Annotated in this window: 19 protein-coding genes; 9 read left to right on the forward strand and 10 right to left on the reverse strand. The window is 52.4% G+C overall.

Annotated features, from left to right (window positions below; genetic code table 11):
- Positions 1-6 precede the first annotated feature (6 nt).
- Complete coding sequence (locus ACO0LM_RS20715; protein ID WP_423039502.1) at positions 7-729, forward strand: TorF family putative porin; 723 nt, start codon at positions 7-9, stop codon at positions 727-729.
- A 139-nt stretch (positions 730-868) separates the two neighbouring features.
- Positions 869-1,297 (forward strand): hypothetical protein, encoded by a 429-nt coding sequence (locus ACO0LM_RS20720; protein WP_423039504.1) that lies wholly within the window; start codon positions 869-871, stop codon positions 1,295-1,297.
- A 77-nt stretch (positions 1,298-1,374) separates the two neighbouring features.
- Here ACO0LM_RS20720 and ACO0LM_RS20725 read toward each other — a convergent pair whose 3' ends face one another.
- The gene (locus ACO0LM_RS20725) at positions 1,375-2,160 is read right to left on the reverse strand and encodes an enoyl-CoA hydratase (RefSeq protein WP_423039506.1); all 786 of its coding nucleotides are present in this window, start codon (positions 2,158-2,160) and stop codon (positions 1,375-1,377) included.
- The gene (gene ylqF / locus ACO0LM_RS20730) at positions 2,157-3,089 is read right to left on the reverse strand and encodes a ribosome biogenesis GTPase YlqF (RefSeq protein WP_423039508.1); all 933 of its coding nucleotides are present in this window, start codon (positions 3,087-3,089) and stop codon (positions 2,157-2,159) included. Before ylqF ends, ACO0LM_RS20725 begins: the two co-directional genes overlap by 4 nt.
- A gap of 237 nt (positions 3,090-3,326) precedes the next feature.
- Here ylqF and ACO0LM_RS20735 point away from each other — a divergent pair, with 237 nt between their 5' ends.
- Positions 3,327-3,854 (forward strand): DUF4952 domain-containing protein, encoded by a 528-nt coding sequence (locus tag ACO0LM_RS20735; protein ID WP_423039510.1) that lies wholly within the window; start codon positions 3,327-3,329, stop codon positions 3,852-3,854.
- Here ACO0LM_RS20735 and ACO0LM_RS20740 read toward each other — a convergent pair.
- Both ACO0LM_RS20740 and ACO0LM_RS20745 read right to left on the reverse strand, forming a co-directional pair.
- Complete coding sequence (locus ACO0LM_RS20740; RefSeq protein ID WP_423039512.1) at positions 3,851-4,390, reverse strand: nuclear transport factor 2 family protein; 540 nt, start codon at positions 4,388-4,390, stop codon at positions 3,851-3,853. The two genes, ACO0LM_RS20735 and ACO0LM_RS20740, sit on opposite strands and share 4 nt — an antisense overlap.
- Positions 4,391-4,443: 53 nt before the next feature.
- A complete protein-coding gene (locus ACO0LM_RS20745) occupies positions 4,444-5,382 on the reverse strand; it encodes a histone deacetylase family protein (RefSeq protein WP_423039514.1) in 939 nt (312 codons plus the stop codon).
- 264 nt (positions 5,383-5,646) lie between these two features.
- Between ACO0LM_RS20745 and ACO0LM_RS20750 the strand changes: the two genes are divergently transcribed.
- From ACO0LM_RS20750 to ACO0LM_RS20770, 5 genes are all read left to right on the forward strand, one after another.
- Positions 5,647-6,567: an AAA family ATPase gene (locus ACO0LM_RS20750; RefSeq protein WP_423039516.1), complete on the forward strand. Its 921-nt coding sequence runs from the start codon at positions 5,647-5,649 to the stop codon at positions 6,565-6,567.
- Positions 6,554-7,564 (forward strand): DUF58 domain-containing protein, encoded by a 1,011-nt coding sequence (locus ACO0LM_RS20755; RefSeq protein WP_423039518.1) that lies wholly within the window; start codon positions 6,554-6,556, stop codon positions 7,562-7,564. Before ACO0LM_RS20750 ends, ACO0LM_RS20755 begins: the two co-directional genes overlap by 14 nt.
- 5 nt (positions 7,565-7,569) lie before the next feature.
- On the forward strand, positions 7,570-9,615 hold the full coding sequence (locus tag ACO0LM_RS20760) for a transglutaminase TgpA family protein (protein ID WP_423039520.1): 2,046 nt from the start codon (positions 7,570-7,572) through the stop codon (positions 9,613-9,615).
- A gap of 49 nt (positions 9,616-9,664) precedes the next feature.
- Positions 9,665-10,771: a lytic murein transglycosylase B gene (gene mltB / locus ACO0LM_RS20765; RefSeq protein ID WP_423039522.1), complete on the forward strand. Its 1,107-nt coding sequence runs from the start codon at positions 9,665-9,667 to the stop codon at positions 10,769-10,771.
- Positions 10,772-11,083: 312 nt separating this feature from the next.
- Positions 11,084-11,383, forward strand: coding sequence for a hypothetical protein (locus ACO0LM_RS20770; RefSeq protein WP_110257001.1), 300 nt, complete (start codon positions 11,084-11,086; stop codon positions 11,381-11,383).
- A 316-nt stretch (positions 11,384-11,699) separates the two neighbouring features.
- Here the strand turns inward: ACO0LM_RS20770 and cysM are convergent, their stop codons facing one another.
- The 3 genes from cysM to ACO0LM_RS20785 form a co-directional block, all read right to left on the reverse strand.
- On the reverse strand, positions 11,700-12,602 hold the full coding sequence (gene cysM / locus ACO0LM_RS20775) for a cysteine synthase CysM (RefSeq protein ID WP_422985706.1): 903 nt from the start codon (positions 12,600-12,602) through the stop codon (positions 11,700-11,702).
- Between the two features lie 292 nt (positions 12,603-12,894).
- On the reverse strand, positions 12,895-13,335 hold the full coding sequence (locus tag ACO0LM_RS20780; protein ID WP_423039524.1) for a ComEA family DNA-binding protein: 441 nt from the start codon (positions 13,333-13,335) through the stop codon (positions 12,895-12,897).
- Between the two features lie 185 nt (positions 13,336-13,520).
- On the reverse strand, positions 13,521-14,420 hold the full coding sequence (locus tag ACO0LM_RS20785; protein ID WP_423039526.1) for a LysR family transcriptional regulator: 900 nt from the start codon (positions 14,418-14,420) through the stop codon (positions 13,521-13,523).
- 226 nt (positions 14,421-14,646) lie between these two features.
- On the opposite strand from ACO0LM_RS20785, the gene ACO0LM_RS20790 reads away from it, so the two are divergent.
- Positions 14,647-15,450, forward strand: coding sequence for a DODA-type extradiol aromatic ring-opening family dioxygenase (locus ACO0LM_RS20790; protein ID WP_423039528.1), 804 nt, complete (start codon positions 14,647-14,649; stop codon positions 15,448-15,450).
- 66 nt (positions 15,451-15,516) lie between these two features.
- Here the strand turns inward: ACO0LM_RS20790 and rfaE1 are convergent, their stop codons facing one another.
- The 3 genes from rfaE1 to lapB form a co-directional block, all read right to left on the reverse strand.
- Positions 15,517-16,434, reverse strand: a complete 918-nt coding sequence (rfaE1, locus tag ACO0LM_RS20795; RefSeq protein ID WP_423039530.1) for a D-glycero-beta-D-manno-heptose-7-phosphate kinase — start codon at positions 16,432-16,434, stop codon at positions 15,517-15,519.
- 60 nt (positions 16,435-16,494) lie between these two features.
- Positions 16,495-17,874 carry a UDP-glucose dehydrogenase family protein gene (locus ACO0LM_RS20800; RefSeq protein ID WP_423039532.1) on the reverse strand — a complete coding sequence of 460 codons (1,380 nt, stop codon included), beginning with the start codon at positions 17,872-17,874 and terminating at the stop codon, positions 16,495-16,497.
- A gap of 168 nt (positions 17,875-18,042) precedes the next feature.
- Positions 18,043-19,218: a lipopolysaccharide assembly protein LapB gene (lapB, locus tag ACO0LM_RS20805; protein ID WP_422985692.1), complete on the reverse strand. Its 1,176-nt coding sequence runs from the start codon at positions 19,216-19,218 to the stop codon at positions 18,043-18,045.
- Positions 19,219-19,305 lie beyond the last annotated feature (87 nt).

The raw sequence follows: 19,305 nt of genomic DNA on the forward strand, positions 1-19,305 counted from the left end.
TGATTGATGGCCATTCATAAAGGTGCGGTATTGCTGAAATTTTGTGCGATTTTCATCCTTACCCTGTTTGCTTTTGAAGGCAAGGCCTACGCACAGGTCAGTGGCAGCATGACGCTGGTGTCTGATTATTCTTATCGTGGCATTTCTCTCAGTGACGGACAGGCGGTGCCCCAGTTGAACCTGGTTTATGATAGTCCGGACGGGTGGTATGCCGGGGCCTTTGGTTCAAAAGTCCGGGTCTATAGTTGGACTAGCGATGGCGAGCAGATTTTGCTGTACTCCGGTCTTTCACGACGCCTGGGCCTGGCTTCGGGAATGATCTGGGAAGCGGGTGTCACCGGTTCCCTGTTCCCGAACGCCACCAGCCTCAACTATGGAGAAATATTCACCGGCATCATGATGGATAATCTCAGTGCCAGAATTTACTATTCCCCTGATTACATAGGCTTGAGCATGAAAAGCCTGTACCTCGAAGCAAATGCAGATTATGCATTGCACGAGCGTATTGACGTGTTCTCCCACATAGGCTGGCTGACCTATCCAGATGCCAAAGCTGGCCAGGTTGCCAATAACCGCCTTGATGCCCGCATAGGATTTGGTGTCAATTTTTCATCCTGGAAGCTGCAACTGGCTTACGGCACAACGAAGCAGCGGCACACCTATAGTGCGGTCAGATACCAAAGCCCCGCACGCAGCAACCTGGTATTCAGCGCCAGTTACCTGTTCTGATTTTTGGCCATCTCCCTCTCCATCAGCAATCTGCGGGATAAAAATGGCTGGATGAATCTTGCGATGTAGTCAGATTGCAATCAAAAAGCTGCCCAAAGCTGCCCAAATCTTTAGCAGCACAGGGTATAATCTCGCCCTTATGGCTTTCCAACCTTTCATTTCCAAACCTAATCCTCACGCCATCGCACTGGCGACGGTACTGTATGGTTTGCTGTATTTCGTGTTTATTACGGCGCTGAAGGTATCCATGAGTCCGGCCGCGGATGCGGGTAGTAGCGATACAGGTCTGTGGGGTAACCAGATTTTCATGACCATTTTTGGCTTTATGCAATACCTGCTGCCTGGTCTGGTGGTGGGTTACCTGGCGCGACGTTCGCCCATGATGCATGGTTACCTGCTGGGCATTGCCACCACTGCACTGGTGTATACCTATGCCAGCGTGGCCTATAGCGATACGCCAGCTTCCCTGCCTAGCACCTACACCGTGTTATATACCTGCTTTGTGGCGGGGGTATGGTGTTCGCTGGGGGCGATTATTGGTGATCACTTCAGTTCACGTAATCAGTAGAGTTTAGTACTGCGCTTAGTACGTCGTTTAATACATCGTTTCAATACATCGTTTCAATACATCGTTTAATACCGCGCTTACTTCCAGACCGGTGGGCGTTTTTCCAGGAAAGCCTGCACACCTTCCTGTGCTGTCTCATCCATCATATTGCAAGCCATGGTTTGCCCGGCCAGCTGATAGGCTGCATCGATCCCCATTTCCAGCTGTTTGTAGAATAATTGCTTGCCCATGCTGATTGCCAACGCAGGTTTGGCGATGATGCTGGCGGCCAGTGCGGCCACACAGGTGTCGAGTTGTTCAGGGCTGACCACGCGATTGATCAGGCCACGCTGCATTGCCGTCCCGGCATCGATGAAATCACCAGTCAGCAGCATTTCCATCGCCTGTTTGCGTGAGACATTGCGCGACAGGGCAACCGCAGGCGTGGAGCAGAACAAGCCTACATTCACGCCAGAGACAGCAAAGCTGGCATCCTCACTGGCCACCGCTAGGTCACACATGCCCACCAGTTGGCAACCGGCAGCAGTTGCCAGGCCCTGCACACGGGCGATCACTGGCTGTGGCAATTTCTGGATAGCCAGCATCAGTTTGCTGCATTGCTGGAACAGGGTCTTGTAATAGTCTTCTGCCGGATGAGCCTGCATTTGCCGGAGATCATGCCCGGCACAAAATGCCTTGCCGGCAGCCGCCAATACGACCACGCGTACGGCGTCATCCAGTGCAATGGCTTTGAATTCAGCCAGCAAAGCGGCCAGCATTTCTTCTGACAACGGGTTGAAACGTTCGCCCCGGTTCAGGGTCAGGGTGGTGACACCTGCTGCATCATTGCGCAATACCCAGGGCATGTCCGCCGCGAAATTCATTCAGCGTCTTCCGGTTCTGGCTCCATGCCGGTCTGCACGCTCTTGCCTTGCCCCAGCAAAACGGGTGGCACATAAGTCGCCAGCAAATGCTCGCGGCTGGCCGGTGTTTCCAGGCTGACGCGTCCCAGTGCACCACTGCGGTAATCCAGCAGCAAGGTATGGGAAGCCTTTTCAAAATCCCAGTCACCACCTTTAAGTTTATAGCCACGTTTTTTGGCCACGCCTTCAATCACAGAGACGGCATCGATGCCTTCTACCGGGAAACCATAGCGCGCTGTGATGAATTTCGGATAATGAATCAGCAATTGTTCGGCCAAAAAAGTGGCAATTTCTTCTTCAATCAGCGCATTCACACCGACTGCATGGCTGGCCGCCAGCATCAGGCCGTCAGTAGGGTGTTCTATCTTGGGCCAGAGCATGCCGGGGGTGTCGGTCAAGATCATGTTCTTGCCCAGGTACAGGCGTTGCTGGGTCTTGGTCACGGCCGGTTCATCACCGACATTGGCGACACGTTTTTTGAGCAAGGCATTCATCAGCGTCGATTTGCCGACATTGGGTATGCCCATGATCATCATGCGTAAGGGCTTGGTCGGCACGCCGCGATGCGGGGCCAGCTTCAGGGCCAGACCAGGAACTTTGGCAACATCAGATGGCTTTTTGCAGCTCAGGGCGACGGCGAACACGCCCTTCTGGGCATTGTAGAAATCCAGCCAGGCTTTGGTTGCATTGGGGTCAGCCAGGTCGGCCTTGTTCAAAATCTTCAGGCAGGGGCGCTGGCGGAAGTTGCGCAGCGACTCTACCATGGGGTTGCATGAGGCTTGTGGAATGCGGGCATCCTGCACTTCTATCACCAGATCGGTGTTTTCCATGGTTTCCGCCGCCTTCTTGCGGGCGGCGTTCATGTGGCCGGGGAACCATTGTATGGACATGCTTATTCTTCTTTTTAGCAAAAACAAAGCGATATTGTACGGAAGTCTGCCCTGCTTGCGCCGGAAGTTTCTCTTCTTCTGCCACTGCAAGCACAAAAGCATATAGGTATGACAACATTCATCCTGTTTCCTTTATAAGAAACTGGGTAAATTAACTATACTTACGCGGAGGCGTGTCCGCATACCGTTTGGACATACTCTCGTTATTGTCATAGCACATAGGCAGCTGTGTTCAAGATGAACAATAAGCAAAAAATTACTGGCGACTTCATGCACACTGCTCCACCAGCCTTACGCGTATTCAAGATGGCCGTATCAGGCATTATGTGTTTGATGCTGTCTGTCTGCATGAACCTGGCCCAGGCAGCAAACCCGAATGCGCCAGACGGCGCACCTGTCTGCGCTGATTTTTTACAGCAAATAGCGAAAAAACCTGCTTCACTAGAATTCATGTCTTGCGAAGCGACGATGCTGGCACAAATCCATGTCCTGCGTGTCAGGTACCGTGTTGCCGGGCCGGCGGCTGCCAGGGTAGAAGATTATTTCGTCATGCAAGCACACATGGGAAGGATGAAACATGCATGCTGTATCTGGGAAACCCTCCCCAACCACCAGCACCCTGGCAGCGGACGTTTTGCCAGTGGCCATGAATTTGATTACAGCATCAGCATGGCTTCGGAAGAAACCCTGGTCAGCCGCCGTGCAGACTGGCCAAAAATCAAATGGTTTTATGTGACTGTCGAGCTGCCGCTGGAATCTCCTTAGGGCATGGGAGCGGCCTTTTGTTCAGCTTTTTTTTCGTCGAGTTTTTTGACGCCGGCAGCCAGGTAATCCGTCAATTCATTCGGTACCGTCAGCGATAGCTGGTAATACATGATTTCCAGCCTCTGCGCAGTCTGCTGGATGACGCCGCTTGCCTGGCAGATCCCCATCTGGGTGTGTAGCTGTTCATCAAACCAGATCCAGCGACCGTCTTCGGAAAAACTGATATGGCGATTAAACGACTTGAAAGCCCAGGCGGTAGGGCGCTCGAAAAAGCGTTTGGCCCAGGCCTTGAATTCATCACGCGTCCAGCGTTCGGTCTGGTCGGTACCAATGTATACGCCCTCTTTGGCCATCTTGTCGAAATAACTGAGGCGTGCATGGGCGGCATCGTCATGCCATTCATCGATAAAGCGGGCGACTTTTTCGGTCAGCATGCTGCGTTCATCGACGACCTGCGCGCATGTGCAGGTATAGTTAAGTGCCAGGCTAAGTGCCAGGCCAAGTGTCAAAAACGGCGCTGCTAAGAGTTTTTTCATCGACTGGCTCACTCAATCCTGATGCTGTGCAATTGATCAAACGGATACATGCATCAATCCAGATCAGCCAGCACTTTGAGATGGGCAACCACACTTCTGCCCAGGGCCGACAGGTTGTACCCACCTTCCAGGCAACTGACGATGCGTTTATTGGAAAATTCTTTGGCGATGCCCATGATTTCCCGCGTGAGCCACGCATAATCTGCTTCCACCAGGCCCAGTTGCCCCATGTCGTCTTCGCGATGGGCATCGAAACCGGCCGAGATGAAAATCATTTCCGGTTCAAACTCACGCAAGGCTGGCAACCATTTTTCGGTGACCAGTTGTCTCACCACATCACCATAGCTATGCGCTGGCACTGGTACATTCACCATATTGCTGGCTGGATGATCGGTACCGGTATACGGATAAAACGGATGCTGGAAAAAACTGACCATCAATACCCGCTCATCATTGCGGAAAGCTTCTTCTGTGCCATTGCCATGATGCACATCAAAATCGACAATGGCGACACGCTTGAGGCCACGTGCCTCCAGCGCATGTTTGGCCGCTACCGCGACATTATTGAACATGCAAAAACCCATGGCTTCGCCTGGTGTGGCGTGGTGGCCAGGTGGGCGTATGGAGCAAAAAGCGTTTTCCACTTCGCCATCCAGCACGGCATCGGTGGCAGCCACGGCTGCACCTGCCGCCCGCAACGAAGCGCGCCAGGTATAGGCGTTCAGGCAGGTGTCAGCATCCAGCGGAAAATGATTGTAGCCGGATTGCTCGGACGGACAATTCTCGCGTATGCGGAAAATCGCGTCTTCGGTATGCACCCTTGCCAGGGCGGCTACACTGGCCTGGGGTGCATCGCGGTGGTCGAGAAAATCACTGATACGACTGGCGATCAACTGATCGTCTATGGCTTGCAGGCGTTCCGGTGACTCGGGATGCCAGGAGCCCATTTCATGGCGTTTGCAGTCAGCATGGGTGTAATACGCAGTAGTCATGTCTCTTTGCCAGGCCCTGGAAAAATCACCCCGGTGGCTTTACCGAACCGGAGAAATTTTACGTCTCACCTGTTTATCTTATCTGTCTTGGCATCAGTTTCACCCTATTTCACCGATTTTGCAAACCTGCACGCTGAAAACTTTTCGCCGCGTGCAACAGTTTGCGACATTTCCGTTTACACTGTCTGGTGTAGACAAAAGCAATGTGGCAGGCCTTGACACACCGGATTTGTATCAGGTCTGAGCGTTTAATTGAGGGAAAAAATGTTTTCCAAAGTACATAAAGTAGCAAAACAGGTCAATGGCATCATCATAGGCAAAGAGCAGCAGATTCGCCAGGCACTGGTCTGCCTGCTGGCCGGCGGCCATTTGCTGATCGAGGATTTACCCGGTGTCGGCAAAACCACACTGGCCCATGCGCTGGCTATTTCCCTGGGCCTGAAGTTCAACCGCCTGCAATTTACCAGCGACCTGTTACCGGCAGATGTCATCGGTATTTCGATTTTTGACCGGGAAAAATCACAGTTCGTGTTTCACCCCGGCCCCGTGTTTACCCAGGTTTTGCTGGCCGATGAAATCAATCGTGCCACCCCGAAGACCCAGTCTTCCCTGCTGGAAGCCATGGAAGAGCGGCAGGTCTCGACCGAAGGCCAGACCCGCATGCTGCCTCAGCCATTTTTTGTGATTGCCACGCAAAACCCGGCGCATCAGGTGGGCACCTTTGCCTTGCCGGAATCGCAACTGGACCGCTTTCTGATGTGTCTGTCACTGGGCTACCCGGATGCAGCGGCAGAGCGCGCATTGTTGCTGGGTGAAGACAGGCGCAGCCTGCTGGCCACCTTGCCAGCCGTCATGCAGGCAGAAGAACTGATGCAGGCGCAACAGCAGTTGCGGCAAATCCATACCTCGGCCCCGCTGATCGATTATGTACAAGCCTTGGCGCACGCCACCCGTCAGGGCGACCTGTTTGCCGAGGGTATGAGCCCGCGCGCCTCTATCGCCCTGTTGCAGGCTGCCCGTGCATGGGCCGCGCTTGAGGGTCGCGACCATGTCTTGCCGGAAGATGTGCAGGCGATACTGATACCGGTGATTGCCCATCGCCTGCGTCCACTGAAATCCACTACAGGAAAAGTCAGTGCCAGCAGTGAATTGCTGGCGCAACTGATGAAGCGTGTCAGCGTCTGATAGTGCCGTCTTTATCTTCAGTCCCCAGACCATGCTGACCGCCATCAAGAAAAAACTGCGAAAAATCATTTTTCTGGAAAGCAAACCGGAAAGCGGTGAAATTTTCCTCAAGCAGCGTCGCGTGTTCACCTTGCCCAGCAAGGCCGGCTGGTCCTATGTGGTTTTATTGCTGATCCTGTTTGTGACAGCAACCAATTACAGCCTGAACCTGGGTTTTGCCCTGACTTTTGTGTTGGGCGGCATCGCCCTGGTAAATACCTTCTTTGGCTTTCGCAATTTGGCTTACCTGCACTTATTGGCCGGTCCCAGCAAATCGGTGTTCGCCGGTGAAGAAACCGAATATACGGTCTTTCTGATCAATCGCCGGCCCATACAGCGGTATGCGATCTGGGTCGGTTTTGCCGGTCATCCCGACAAGGCTGTGGATATTTCGCCGAACAGCCAGACTGCCATACAACTGAGCTGCCCGACCCAGACACGCGGCCTGCAGGCCATTCCCAGAGTACGTTTGCAGACCTGGTTCCCACTGGGGCTGTTACGCGCCTGGAGTACCTGGCTGCCAGATGCCCAGGCCATCGTCTATCCACAGCCGGAACAGAATCCACCACCGCTGCCGGTTTCTGGCAAAGCCAAAAACGAAGTGCAGGGTCACGCCGGCGAAGAAGATTTTTCCGGGGTCCGTGCCTACCAGCCCGGCGACCCGATGAAACATCTGGCCTGGAAACATATCGCCAGGGTCGACACGTCCCTGGGCGGGCAACTGGTGACGAAACAATTTTCAGGTGGTTCTGGCAGTGATGTCATCATCGATTTCTCTGCCTTGCCCACCCATATGGATACCGAATTGAAACTGTCACGCATGACCAGTTGGGTGCTGGAAGCTGATCAGCATGGCCTGATGTTTGGATTTCGCCTGGGCCAGACTGACCTACCCCCGGCGCAGGGCCCGGAACACTGCGAAACCTGTCTGCGCGCGCTGGCGCTGTATGACTTATGAAGATCATGCCATCTCTGCGGCTTCGTCCAACGGGGTTTAATCCAACGCGGTTTCGTCCAACGCAGTTTCATCCGATTCTCTCGCGTGACAAATCCGACACGCTGCTGCTGATCTTTGCCTGCGTTTGCGTGCTGTTGCCACATACAGCACATATCACATGGTGGGTCAGCGCGGCTTCTGCCCTGTTGCTGACCTGGCGCGGCTGGCTGACACTGAATGGCAAACGGCTGCCGCCAGCATTGCTGTTGCTGCCCATTGCCCTGCTCATGATGGGCGGCGTTTTTCTTACGCATAAAACCTTCTTCGGACGCGAAGCCGGCGTGACCATGCTGGTCTTGCTGCTGACTTGCAAGCTGCTGGAAATGCATGCCAAGCGTGATTTGTTCGTGGTGATTTTCCTGGGTTTCTTTTTGTTGCTGACCAGTTTTTTCTATCAGCAAACCATAGGTACGGCCCTGATCACCATGCTGGCGCTATGCTTATTGCTGACGGCGCAACTGTCTTTTCATTACACTGGCGTAGTACCACCTTTGAAACAAAGGTTGAAACTCGGTGCCAGTATTCTGGGATTGGCGATACCGGTAACGATTATCGCCTTCCTGCTGTTCCCGCGCATACAGGGTCCATTATGGGGTTTGCCAGGGGATGCGCAAAGCGGGCGCACCGGCCTGTCGGGTTCCATGGCACCCGGTAATATCAGTGAACTGGTGCTGTCGGAAGATATTGCTTTCCGGGTCCGGTTCAATCAAGCGGTGCCGCAAAAATCCCTGCTTTACTGGCGCGGCGTGGTCATGACTGATTTTGATGGTCGCACCTGGTCGCAGGACGAAAGAGCCGGGCCGGTTTCCAAACACCACGTGGTCTTCAGCGGCAACAAGATACGCCAGGAAATCATCCTCGAACCCAATGGCCAAAACTGGATGTTTGCCCTCGATGTGGCCGCGGGTCAACCGCAAATAGAAGGTGCGCCCATCACCAGCAGCCTGGTGAATGCACGAATGGAAATACGCAATGCGCGTAACATCAGCCAAAGACTGCGCTATGAAGTTGAGTCCTACCCGGTCTACAAGCTGGAAACCAATGCGGACCAGAATACCCTGCTTGCAGCCCTGGACCTGCCGGTAGGCTATAACCCGCGTACCATGGCTTTTGCCAACAAGCTGCGTGCCACCTATCAGGATAATCGGCAATTGATAGGCGCAGTGCTGAACCACTTCCGGCGCGAGGCATTTTCTTATACGCTGGAACCGTCCCGCCTGGGTCTGCACAGCGTGGATGAATTCCTGTTTGATACCAAGGCAGGATTTTGTGAACATTATTCCAGCGCCTTTGTGATACTGATGCGCGCAGCCAGGATACCGGCACGGGTTGTCACCGGCTATCAGGGCGGTGCCATGAATACAGTCGATGATTACTTTGAAATCAGGCAATCTGACGCCCATGCCTGGGCTGAAGTCTGGCTCGAAGGCCAGGGCTGGGTGCGGGTTGACCCCACTGCGGCAGTAGCGCCAGAACGCGTGATGCAATCACTGAATTATGCCGTACCACGTCGTGGCTTGGCCGGGCTGGTGAATCTGGGGCCAACCGGCATCTCACTCTTGAATGTGGCACGCATGCAATGGGATGCCATCAATAATTCCTGGAACCAGTGGGTGCTGAACTACAATCAGGGCTCGCAAAGAAACTTGCTGAATTCGCTGGGTTTTCTGGATGTGGACTGGGCCCAGATCACCCTGCTGTTTTTTATTGCAGCCAGCCTGGTCATAGGCCTAATGGCGCTGCCTTTGATGCGTAACCAGCAGCGTACAAGTGCACTTGATAAGGTATACTTTTCTTTCTGTCGCAAAATGGCAAAAAAAACCGCAGCACGAGAAATGCACGAAGGCCCGCAAGCCTATCTGCAACGCTTGCGGACTGTATTGCCTGCCATTGAAGTGGCAAGCGTGGAACGCTTTTTATTGCTGTATGCGGCTACTCGCTACGGTAAAATCTCTGAGCCGGAAACCCTGGTGGTCCGGCGTTTAAAAACTTTGCTGGCTGAATGCCGCTAATTTTCGATACCGAATTTTGAACTATTCTTATTCTTCTATTGCAGGCCGCTTGTTGACGCTGATAGTCAGTACCCTGCTTCTGGCTCCACATGCGCAGGCCACGGCAACAAAAAAACCCAGGAAAGTCAACACGGCAAACAATGCGTCCGCTACCAGTGACAATCCGTCCAGCAAAAATGCGACCATCAAGAAAGACGATGTGCATTTTGACCAGTGGAAAGAAGTCTCTGCCTTCATCAGCAAAATGGTCAGCAGGCATGGCTTTGTTGAGGCTGATTTGGTCGCCACCTTCAAGCAGGTGCGTTATGTGGAACAGACCCGGCAATTGATGCGCCCGGCACCACCAGGCCGCCCGAAAAACTGGAAAGCCTACCGCGCGCGTTTTGTTGAACCTTACCGGATTGAAGCTGGCGTTGCCTTCTGGGACAAATATGCCGATGACCTGGCGCGCGCCGAACAGCAATATGGCGTGCCGGCAGAAATCATCGTGGGTATCATCGGTGTAGAAACTATCTTTGGCAAACAGACCGGCAGTTTCCGTGTCATGGATGCACTGACGACGCTGGCCTTTGATTATCCCGATACACCGACACGTGAGGCCCGCATGCAGTTCTTCCAGTCTGAACTGGAAAATATGTTGCTGATGGCGCGCGAATCCACGCTCGATCCCTTCGTGTTTAAAGGCTCCTATGCGGGTGCCATAGGCTGGCCGCAATTCATGCCTGGCAGCATCAGGAAGTATGCAGTGGACTTTGATGGTGATGGCAAGATCAATCTGACCGATTCACCGGTCGATGCCATAGGCAGCGTTGCCCATTACCTGGCAGAACATGGCTGGAAGAAAAATTTACCGGTGGCATTTCCGGCCACGCTCCTGAGTCACGACAAATCAGAGGCACTTTCCCATGCTATAGGGAAAGGTTTGGCTGCCAGTTTTCAGTTGCAGGACTTAAAAACCCTGGTCAGCACCGCCAGCAGCGACGCTCCCCCCGACGTATTGTACGGCTTGATTGACTTGCAAAATGGCACTGATGCCACAGAGTACTGGTTGGGAACAGAGAACTTCTATGCAATCACCCGCTACAACCGTAGCTACTTTTACGCGATGTCGGTGTTCGACCTCGGTCGAGTGATTGCTGCGGCCAGAGGAAAATAAGAGACTTAACGATATTTAACAGAAGATAAATCAGGTTTTGCTGTATGTTTAAAGAAGAGAGGTTAAAAAGTAATATTGTTTTTGTGAATTAATTTTCTTAATAAACATTGCTAATCGGTATGTTTTAAACTAGAGTAATGTTATCTAGTTGATACATTTACGTATGAATAAGGCAATGTGTCAAGAGATTTAACAATGGTTTGCTATTTTTCTGATAAGCAAATTCTATTTTAAAGATACAATATTACCGTTTGATTAATTTTTTATTGAAGCAACTATTTCGGCGTCAATAAACTAAACAGCGAGGTAATTATGGCAAATCTGACCCAGCTTGAATCCGATGAAATCGACTATGATCCAAACAATCTGTTGGATACTCTGATCAAGCAATTGCATTTGAAAAATGATGCTGCACTTTCACGGGCATTAGAAGTTGCACCACCAGTAATCAGTAAAATCAGGCATCGTCGCCTGCCGGTTGGCGCATCACTGCTGATCCGCATGCATGAAATCAGCGATGTCAGCATCAAGGAATTGCGTGAATTGATGGGCGACCGTCGTGCGAAATTCCGTATCAGCGACAAACAATTCAAACCAAAAGACGCAGCATAATTTTGTTTTGATTTGGTAGTTGCTTGGTTTAAAGCTTTAAATCAACGGCTATTGCATATTGAAAAATACCGAAAGCGCTCCACAAGTGCGATTTCGGTATTTTTTTATTTGCATGCCTGGCATGCGCAAACAGACGCATGTCTGCTTGCGGTCTAGGTATGTTTATTCAAAGCGCTGTCGCCGCACTCAATTATGAATAGGTTCTAAGTCCTATTGAACTGACTTGGCTGACTATAGTAATACCACAGCTTTATGACAGGCTTGTGAAACATCAAAACAGCGTGCACTGACGCGCGCCACTGCATCAATCCCGCCATCAGGCCGGGAACACGCCTGTAGACAGGTAACGGTCACCACGGTCACACACCACAAAAACGATCGTGGCATTTTCTACATTCTGTGCAATTCTCAGAGCAATTTCGCAGGCCCCTGCGGCAGAAATACCACAAAAAATACCTTCTTCAATCGCCATGCGACGCGCCATGTGTTCTGCATCTGACTGACTGACAGACTCCACCTGGTCAACCCTGGCCTTGTCAAAAATCTTGGGCATATACGCTTCTGGCCATTTGCGTATACCGGGAATCTGCGAGCCTTCTTCAGGCTGCGCGCCCACAATCTGTATCTGCGGGTTTTGCTCTTTCAGGTAGGCAGACACGCCCATGATGGTACCGGTGGTACCCATGGCGCTGACGAAGTGGGTCACCTGTCCCTTGGTATCACGCCAGATTTCCGGCCCTGTGGTTTCATAGTGGGCCAGTGGATTATCGGGATTGGCAAACTGGTCGAGGATCACGCCCCGGCCTTCAATTTGCATTTGCTCGGCCAAGTCGCGTGCATATTCCATACCGCCAGTCTTGGGTGTCAGGATAATTTGCGCCCCATAGGCGGCCATACTTTGGCGGCGTTCTATGCTCAGATTTTCCGGCATCAGCAAGACCATCTTGTAACCACGCATGGCAGCTGCCATGGCCAGCGCAATCCCGGTATTGCCACTGGTTGCTTCAATCAGGGTATCGCCTGGCTTGATGCGGCCACGTTCTTCTGCCCGCTTGATCATCGATAGTGCTGGTCTGTCCTTGACGGAACCGGCTGGGTTATTCCCTTCCAGTTTACCCAGGATGACATTGTTGCGACGCTGGTTTTCAGCACCGGGTATTCTCTGCAACATGACAAGCGGGGTATTGCCAATAGTATCTTCGATGGTCAAATAAGACATAGTGAGCTGCTATAAAGAATCAAACGCTTATTCTAATCCCAGTTACCTATAGATGCTTGCCGTATAAGCCAGTCAATCCAGGGACAGCACCACCAGCACTGGCTGCAAAAACTGGCCGACAACCTGATTCCCCTATGAAAATCAGGTACCTCCATGGGCTGGACAAAATTGCGGGTAGCTTATACAGAATTTAAATAAGCAAATAAGCAAAGAAAAAACCTCTGATTCGTCATCAGAGGTTTTTGGGGTCGACTACCTGATCAAGATACGGACAGGTAGTCCGCACAATCACTTATTTCTTGGTTTCCTTGGCACTGGCCGATGCTTTGGCTGATGCCGATGCTGACGGTGTTGGTGCAGAGGCAGCAGGTGCAGACGCCGAGGCGGATGCAGAAGCCTTGTCAGCTTTGGCTGGCTTGGACGCTTTCTCTGCGCTGGCTGCTGGTTTGGCAGCAGCACCAGCTTTCGCCTGGCCGTTGACAGTCAAACCTGCTTCCGACAATTTGGTGGAATTCTTTTCGCCTATGCCTTTGACGCGTTTTTCAAAGTCAGACCAATCCTTGAAGCTACCGTTTTTTGTACGCTCTTCGATAATCGCTTTGGATTTGGCAGGCCCTATGCCTTTGATACCATCCAGTGCAGCCTGATCACCTTTGTTGACATCCACGTCAGCAAATGCAAAACCCGAAGCGGCCAACAAAGCCAGCATAGCAAACATCAATTTCTTAAACATGCGAATACTCCCTCTTAAATGGAACAAACATTGATTGAACAACTGTTTTTATTCAGACGCATAGTCCGGATTGAATTCCTTCCCTGCAGGTCTATCAACGGCGCAGCCAGCAAGTCGTTGACAAGTATTTCACAGATTTCTTTGAAGAATATTACTAATGCAGGGATTTATTTTGCTATCCCAGATCAAGCCTGTGACTGATCGCCCAGCTTTTCAATCAGAAAATCAATAAAGCAGCGCAGCTTGGGCGGCATCTGGCGTCGGCTGGCATACACAGCGAACAAATGACCGGAAAAACCGGGGCCATGATTACTGACCTGGACCAGGCGTCCAGATGCAAGATCGTCAGCCACCAGCCAGGCTGGCAAAAAAGCTGCACCCATGCCGGCCAGCACGCAGTGGTAGCTAAGCGTGGTGTCACTCGACTTCATGACCGCATCCAGCTTGAAAGACACGGCATCTGCCGTTGCAGGGAATTTCAGGCGTTCCAACTGCACATAGTTGGGAAAAATCGTGGCAACCGACAAGGGCTCTGCCGTATCGGTCGCCGCCTTCAAACTGCGCAGATAGACAGGTGTAGCGACCAGATAAAAAGGCACGCTGCAAAGGCGTCTTGCAATCAGGGTGGGCGATGGTTCGGCTGTGGCACGCAAGCCCAGATCAAAGCCGGCAGCAACCAGGTCCACCATGTGATTATCCAGGTGCAGATCCAGTCGTATTTCTGGATAGCGCCGACGGAATTCTGTCAGCAGACTGGCAAAACTGGCGGTGGCACACCAGACCGGGGCACTGATTTTCAATTCACCACGCGGCGGCCCACTTTCTTGCGCGACGGCAGCGACGGCAGCATCCAGGATATCCAGCGCCTGCCGCCCTTGTTCAAAGAAGGTCTTGCCGGCTTCGGTCAGGCTCATGCTGCGGCTAGTGCGGTTCAATAACCTGGCCCCCAGTTTACGTTCGAGCCTGGCGACGTGCTTGCTGACCATGGGCGCAGCCATACCCAACCTGTCAGCGGCGGCGGTGAAGCTGCCAGACTCGATGATTTCGCGAAAGACCCTGATGCCATTGAGTTCTAGTTCATCCATGTATTACTTCCAAATGTTGCTTCCATCTTTTGCCTCCAACTATTGCTTTCAACTATTACTTCCAGCCAATGTTTCCAAATTTGGCAATGATTCAATGACTTTACCACTATCGATTTCCCAATTGGGAAACATTATGATCTTAAGTATGGGCACACTTTTTATGTCGAATCAGTTCTTTATCCTCACGCACTGAAGTCGTCGTTGCAGAACCAAGGAATTTTCAAACATGCGTTTACCTACTTATTTTATTTCTCACGGCGGTGGTCCCTGGCCGTATATGGATGACTTGCGCGCCCGCATGCACATCCTGGAAGCTTCTCTGGTCGATATTCCACGCCAGTTGCCGCAAGTGCCAAAAGCCTTGCTGATGATATCGGCACATTGGGAAGAAACTGCTTTCCACGTCATGAGCAATCCACAACCACCGATGGTGTATGACTATGGCGGTTTCCCGGCCCATACTTACAAGGTCAGCTACCCTGCCCCTGGCTCGCCGGTATTGGCAGAACAGCTTATGGACTTGCTCACGGCGGCAGGTCTGCCGACACAGGCGGATGCCAAACGCGGCTTTGATCACGGCACTTTTGCGCCACTGGCAGTGATGTATCCAGAAGCTCAGATGCCGGTAGTCCAGGTATCGCTGAAAACCGGGCTGGACCCGGAACAACATCTGGCACTGGGTCGTGCGCTGGCACCTTTGCGGGATGAAGGCGTGCTGATCATAGGCAGCGGGCTCAGCTATCACAATCTCAGGTATTTTGGCCCACAGGCAAAAGAACCCTCTTCCCAGTTTGATCACTGGCTGCAACAGACCCTGTTGGAATCCACCCCGGCAGAGCGGGTGGAACACCTGATCAACTGGTCGAAGGCACCAGCGGCACGTATCGCCCATCCCAGGGAAGATCATTTATTGCCACTGATGGTGGCGGTCGGTGCGGCACAGAACGAAGCTGGGGTCTGCGTCTATCATGAAGAGAATATGTTTGGTGGCGTGGTGGCGTCGAGTTTTCGTTTTGGCGCAATAAAGTAAAATTTGCACAAAAATAAAAGGACGGGCCGATTTGATCAGTCCGTCCTTTTTAGAAAAAAGCTTTGCTTATATTGCCGTAGCAGCGAACAGCTCTTCCTTGGTCACAGTTGCTGTACCCAGCTTGCCTACCACGATACCACCAGCACGGTTGGCAATCGCTACCGCATCTTGCATGGACATGCCATTTGCCAGCATCACGGCCATGGTGGCGATGACGGTATCACCAGCGCCGGACACATCAAACACTTCCCTTGCCATGGCAGGTACGTGAGAGATTCTTTCTTCGGTGAACAGGGTCATTCCTTCTTCAGAGCGGGTCAGCAGCAAACCCTGCAGACGCAAATCCCGGCGCAGTTGCTGTGCCTTGGTGGTCAATTCTTCTTCACTGTTCCAGTCGCCGATGATCTGTCTGAGTTCTGACTTGTTGGGGGTCAGCAGGCTGGCACCGGCATAGCGATGGAAATCACTACCCTTGGGGTCAACCAGCACCAGTTTGCCAGCAGCGGTGGCCGCTTCTATCATGGCGCTGACATTCACCAGGCTGCCCTTGGCATAATCAGACAAGACAATCACATCAAAACCCGCCAGCAGTGAATTAAAGCGATTCAGCTTGTCACGCAATACTGGTTCAGTTGGGCGTTCTTCAAAATCAATGCGCAGCAATTGCTGCTGACGGCCTATCACCCGCAGTTTGATGATGGTGGAAATCTGTGGGTCGCGGATCAGGTACCCCTGTATGCCTGACGCTTCCAACAGGCTTTCAACGCTGTTACCGGCATCGTCGTCACCAACGATGCCCATCAGGGCTGCCTGCGCGCCCAGAGCCACGGCATTGCGTGCCACATTGGCGGCACCGCCCAGACGTTCTTCACGTTTTTCCACACGCACGATGGGGACTGGTGCTTCTGGCGAAATACGGTTGACTTCACCAAACCAGTAGCGGTCCAGCATCACGTCGCCAGCCACCAGGATTTTTTTATTCATTGTCTTGTTTATCCTCGCTATTGCCTATGTCCTTAGCTTTGCCTTGTTCTGCAGGCGTATTTACTGGTCAGTGCGGGTCAGCACAGACCGACCTATGCCATGGTATTCGATCCCCAGCTCGGTCATGACAGTTGGTTCAAACAGGTTGCGACCGTCAAAAATCACCGGCTGTTTCAGGCGTGCCTTGACTTCATCAAAGTCAGGGCTACGGAAGGCCTTCCATTCAGTGACGATGGCCAGCGCATCGGCATCCACCAGGGCATCCATGGGGTTGGCAGCATAGCGTATCGAGGCCAGTAATTCTGGCGCATCATAGAAATCCAGTTCCAGCACACGCTTGGCTTCCTGCATGGAGACCGGGTCATACACCGCCACGGTCGCGCCCTGACGCAATAATTCGCCCAGCAGCACACGCGAAGAAGCGGCGCGCATGTCATCCGTATTCGGTTTGAATGCCAGGCCCCAGATGGCGAAATGACGACCACTCAGATTGTCGCCAAAGCGTTGCTGTATCTTGTTGCCCAGCACTTGCTTCTGACGCGCATTGACGGCTTCCACTGCCTGCAGGATCAACAGGTTCAAGCCATAGTCTTGTGCCGTGCGTTCCAGCGCCTGTACATCTTTAGGGAAGCAGGAACCGCCATAACCGCAACCGGCATACAAAAAGCTGTGGCCTATGCGCGGGTCAGAACCTATACCGTGGCGCACTGCTTCGATATCGGCACCAACATGGTCAGCCAGGTTGGCCAGCTCATTCATGAAGGAGATACGGGTCGCCAGCATGGCATTTGCTGCGTATTTGGTGAACTCGGCCGAACGCACATCCATCCAGTAAGTACGTTCATGATTGCGGTTGAAAGGTGCATACAGTTTTTTCATCTGGCTGCGTGCCTTTTCACCCTGCGGTGTCTGGTCGCAACCGATGACGATACGGTCAGGGCGCATGAAGTCTTCGACCGCTGCGCCTTCTTTCAAAAATTCGGGATTCGATACCACAGAGAATTCTGCCGCCACAGAACGTGTTGCCAATTCTGCAGAAATAGCAGCACTCACGCGATCAGCCGTGCCCACCGGCACGGTAGATTTATCGACGACGACCTTGAAGCCAGTCATGTATTTACCGATGTTTTTTGCCGCAGCCACCACATATTGCAGATCGGCAGAACCGTCTTCATCCGGCGGGGTACCCACGGCGATGAATTGCACGTCGCCATGCTTGACGCTGGCTTCTACATCGGTAGAAAACTGTATGCGGCCAGCAGCACGATTGCGTGCCACGATTTCTTCCAGACCTGGCTCATGAATAGGGATGCCACCGTGGTTGAGGATATCAATCTTGCGCTGGTCAACATCCAGGCAAAATACGTCGTTCCCTAATTCAGCCAGGCAAGCACCTGTGACCAGGCCGACATAACCTGTACCAATAATTGTGATTTTCATTTTTTGATCACCATATAAAAATAAGTCACGCTGCTTATCTGATTATTTGACCATCCAACAGATTCAGATCACAGCACTTATTCAAGATTTTTCACAGTACATCCCTGCTTCTGCATGGTGCGCATCACCAAAAAATCTGACCATGCTTAGCTCAGATGCAGGGCTTCATTAATTCATTACGTTCAATTCTTCCGTCCGACGTGGCGGATAGGTTTCCCATTTACTGCAACCCGGGCAATGCCAGTAAAACTGCCTTGCCTTGAAACCGCAATGCGAACACTGGTAACGTGCCAGTTTCTGCGCATAACCATGGACCAGGTTTTTAACCACGGCCAGTTCAGGGCGCACTTCTGGCGGCGCTGACATCAGGCGCGCATCGAGCAATTTATCCAGGCCCAGCAAGGTCGGAGTGCGACGCAATTCATCGCTGACCAACAAATGAACTGCATCGATGCCTTCCAGTTCCTGGGTGGCCTTGAAGACGACTTCCAGCAAATCTATCGATGGCGCTTCGGCCAGGTAATTTTTCAACAGGTTCAAACCTTCTTGTGGCCGCTCAAGCTTACGATACCCATCCATCAAACGTTGGGCTACCAGGGCGACATGCGGCACGCTTTGCTGTTCAACCCGACGCCAGGTCAGGACGGCTCTTTCCACATCACCATTGGCCAGGAACACATCGCCCATCAGGATAATCGCACGGACATTATGACGATCAGTAGCCAGCGCCCGGTCCAGCATGGCCAGTGCCGCATCGGCATTGGTGTGCACCAGTTCATCCTGGGCGATTTCGCAATAGAACTGGGCGACTTCTTTTTGCCGTCCACCGGCGCCACATTCCTGCAAGGCATTCGCCGCTTCAATCGCACGCGCCCATTCTTTTTCGCGCTGGTAGATTTCCAGCAGCGCCCGCCTGGCCTGTGCTTCAAACGGGCCATTCACGAGCTGGTTGTAGGTTTCTTCGGCCCTGTCCAGCAAACCTGCTTTCAGGTAATCCTGCCCCAGTTCATACATTGCCTGGATCTTTTGCTCGTTCGGCAGATCTGGCCTGGCCAGCAGGTTTTGGTGGACACGAATGGCACGCTCGGTTTCGCCACGACGGCGGAACAGATTGCCAAGGGCAAAATGCAGGTCCACGGCTTCAGGATCGAGCCTGACGATATCAATGAAGGCGTCAATTGCCTTGTCCGGCTGATCATTCAGAAGGAAGTTCAAGCCCTTGAAATAGCCACGCGGCAGACTGCGCGATTCCGAGATCAGTTGCCGGATATCGATACGAGCTGCGACCCAGCCCAGTGTAAAAAACAGGGGTATACCCAGCAACCACCAAATTTCAAATTCCATATGTATTTTTTCTTGTTGAACAGGCCAGGCACTAAGACTGGGTAAGCTACTTATTGCTTGCTGCGGTCGGTATGTCTCTTGTACATG

The sequence above is a fragment of the Undibacterium sp. Di26W genome (assembly GCF_049340265.1).
Taxonomy (GTDB): Bacteria; Pseudomonadota; Gammaproteobacteria; order Burkholderiales; family Burkholderiaceae_D; genus Undibacterium.

Coding starts and splice junctions, on each gene's coding strand:
- ACO0LM_RS20715 (WP_423039502.1), top strand. CDS start 7: ATGGCCATTCATAAAGGTGCGGTATTGCTGAAATTTTGTGCGATTTTC.
- ACO0LM_RS20720 (WP_423039504.1), top strand. CDS start 869: ATGGCTTTCCAACCTTTCATTTCCAAACCTAATCCTCACGCCATCGCA.
- ACO0LM_RS20725 (WP_423039506.1), bottom strand. CDS start 2,160: ATGAATTTCGCGGCGGACATGCCCTGGGTATTGCGCAATGATGCAGCA.
- ylqF (WP_423039508.1), bottom strand. CDS start 3,089: ATGTCCATACAATGGTTCCCCGGCCACATGAACGCCGCCCGCAAGAAG.
- ACO0LM_RS20735 (WP_423039510.1), top strand. CDS start 3,327: ATGAACAATAAGCAAAAAATTACTGGCGACTTCATGCACACTGCTCCA.
- ACO0LM_RS20740 (WP_423039512.1), bottom strand. CDS start 4,390: ATGAAAAAACTCTTAGCAGCGCCGTTTTTGACACTTGGCCTGGCACTT.
- ACO0LM_RS20745 (WP_423039514.1), bottom strand. CDS start 5,382: ATGACTACTGCGTATTACACCCATGCTGACTGCAAACGCCATGAAATG.
- ACO0LM_RS20750 (WP_423039516.1), top strand. CDS start 5,647: ATGTTTTCCAAAGTACATAAAGTAGCAAAACAGGTCAATGGCATCATC.
- ACO0LM_RS20760 (WP_423039520.1), top strand. CDS start 7,570: ATGCCATCTCTGCGGCTTCGTCCAACGGGGTTTAATCCAACGCGGTTT.
- ACO0LM_RS20770 (WP_110257001.1), top strand. CDS start 11,084: ATGGCAAATCTGACCCAGCTTGAATCCGATGAAATCGACTATGATCCA.
- cysM (WP_422985706.1), bottom strand. CDS start 12,602: ATGTCTTATTTGACCATCGAAGATACTATTGGCAATACCCCGCTTGTC.
- ACO0LM_RS20780 (WP_423039524.1), bottom strand. CDS start 13,335: ATGTTTAAGAAATTGATGTTTGCTATGCTGGCTTTGTTGGCCGCTTCG.
- ACO0LM_RS20785 (WP_423039526.1), bottom strand. CDS start 14,420: ATGGATGAACTAGAACTCAATGGCATCAGGGTCTTTCGCGAAATCATC.
- ACO0LM_RS20790 (WP_423039528.1), top strand. CDS start 14,647: ATGCGTTTACCTACTTATTTTATTTCTCACGGCGGTGGTCCCTGGCCG.
- rfaE1 (WP_423039530.1), bottom strand. CDS start 16,434: ATGAATAAAAAAATCCTGGTGGCTGGCGACGTGATGCTGGACCGCTAC.
- ACO0LM_RS20800 (WP_423039532.1), bottom strand. CDS start 17,874: ATGAAAATCACAATTATTGGTACAGGTTATGTCGGCCTGGTCACAGGT.
- lapB (WP_422985692.1), bottom strand. CDS start 19,218: ATGGAATTTGAAATTTGGTGGTTGCTGGGTATACCCCTGTTTTTTACA.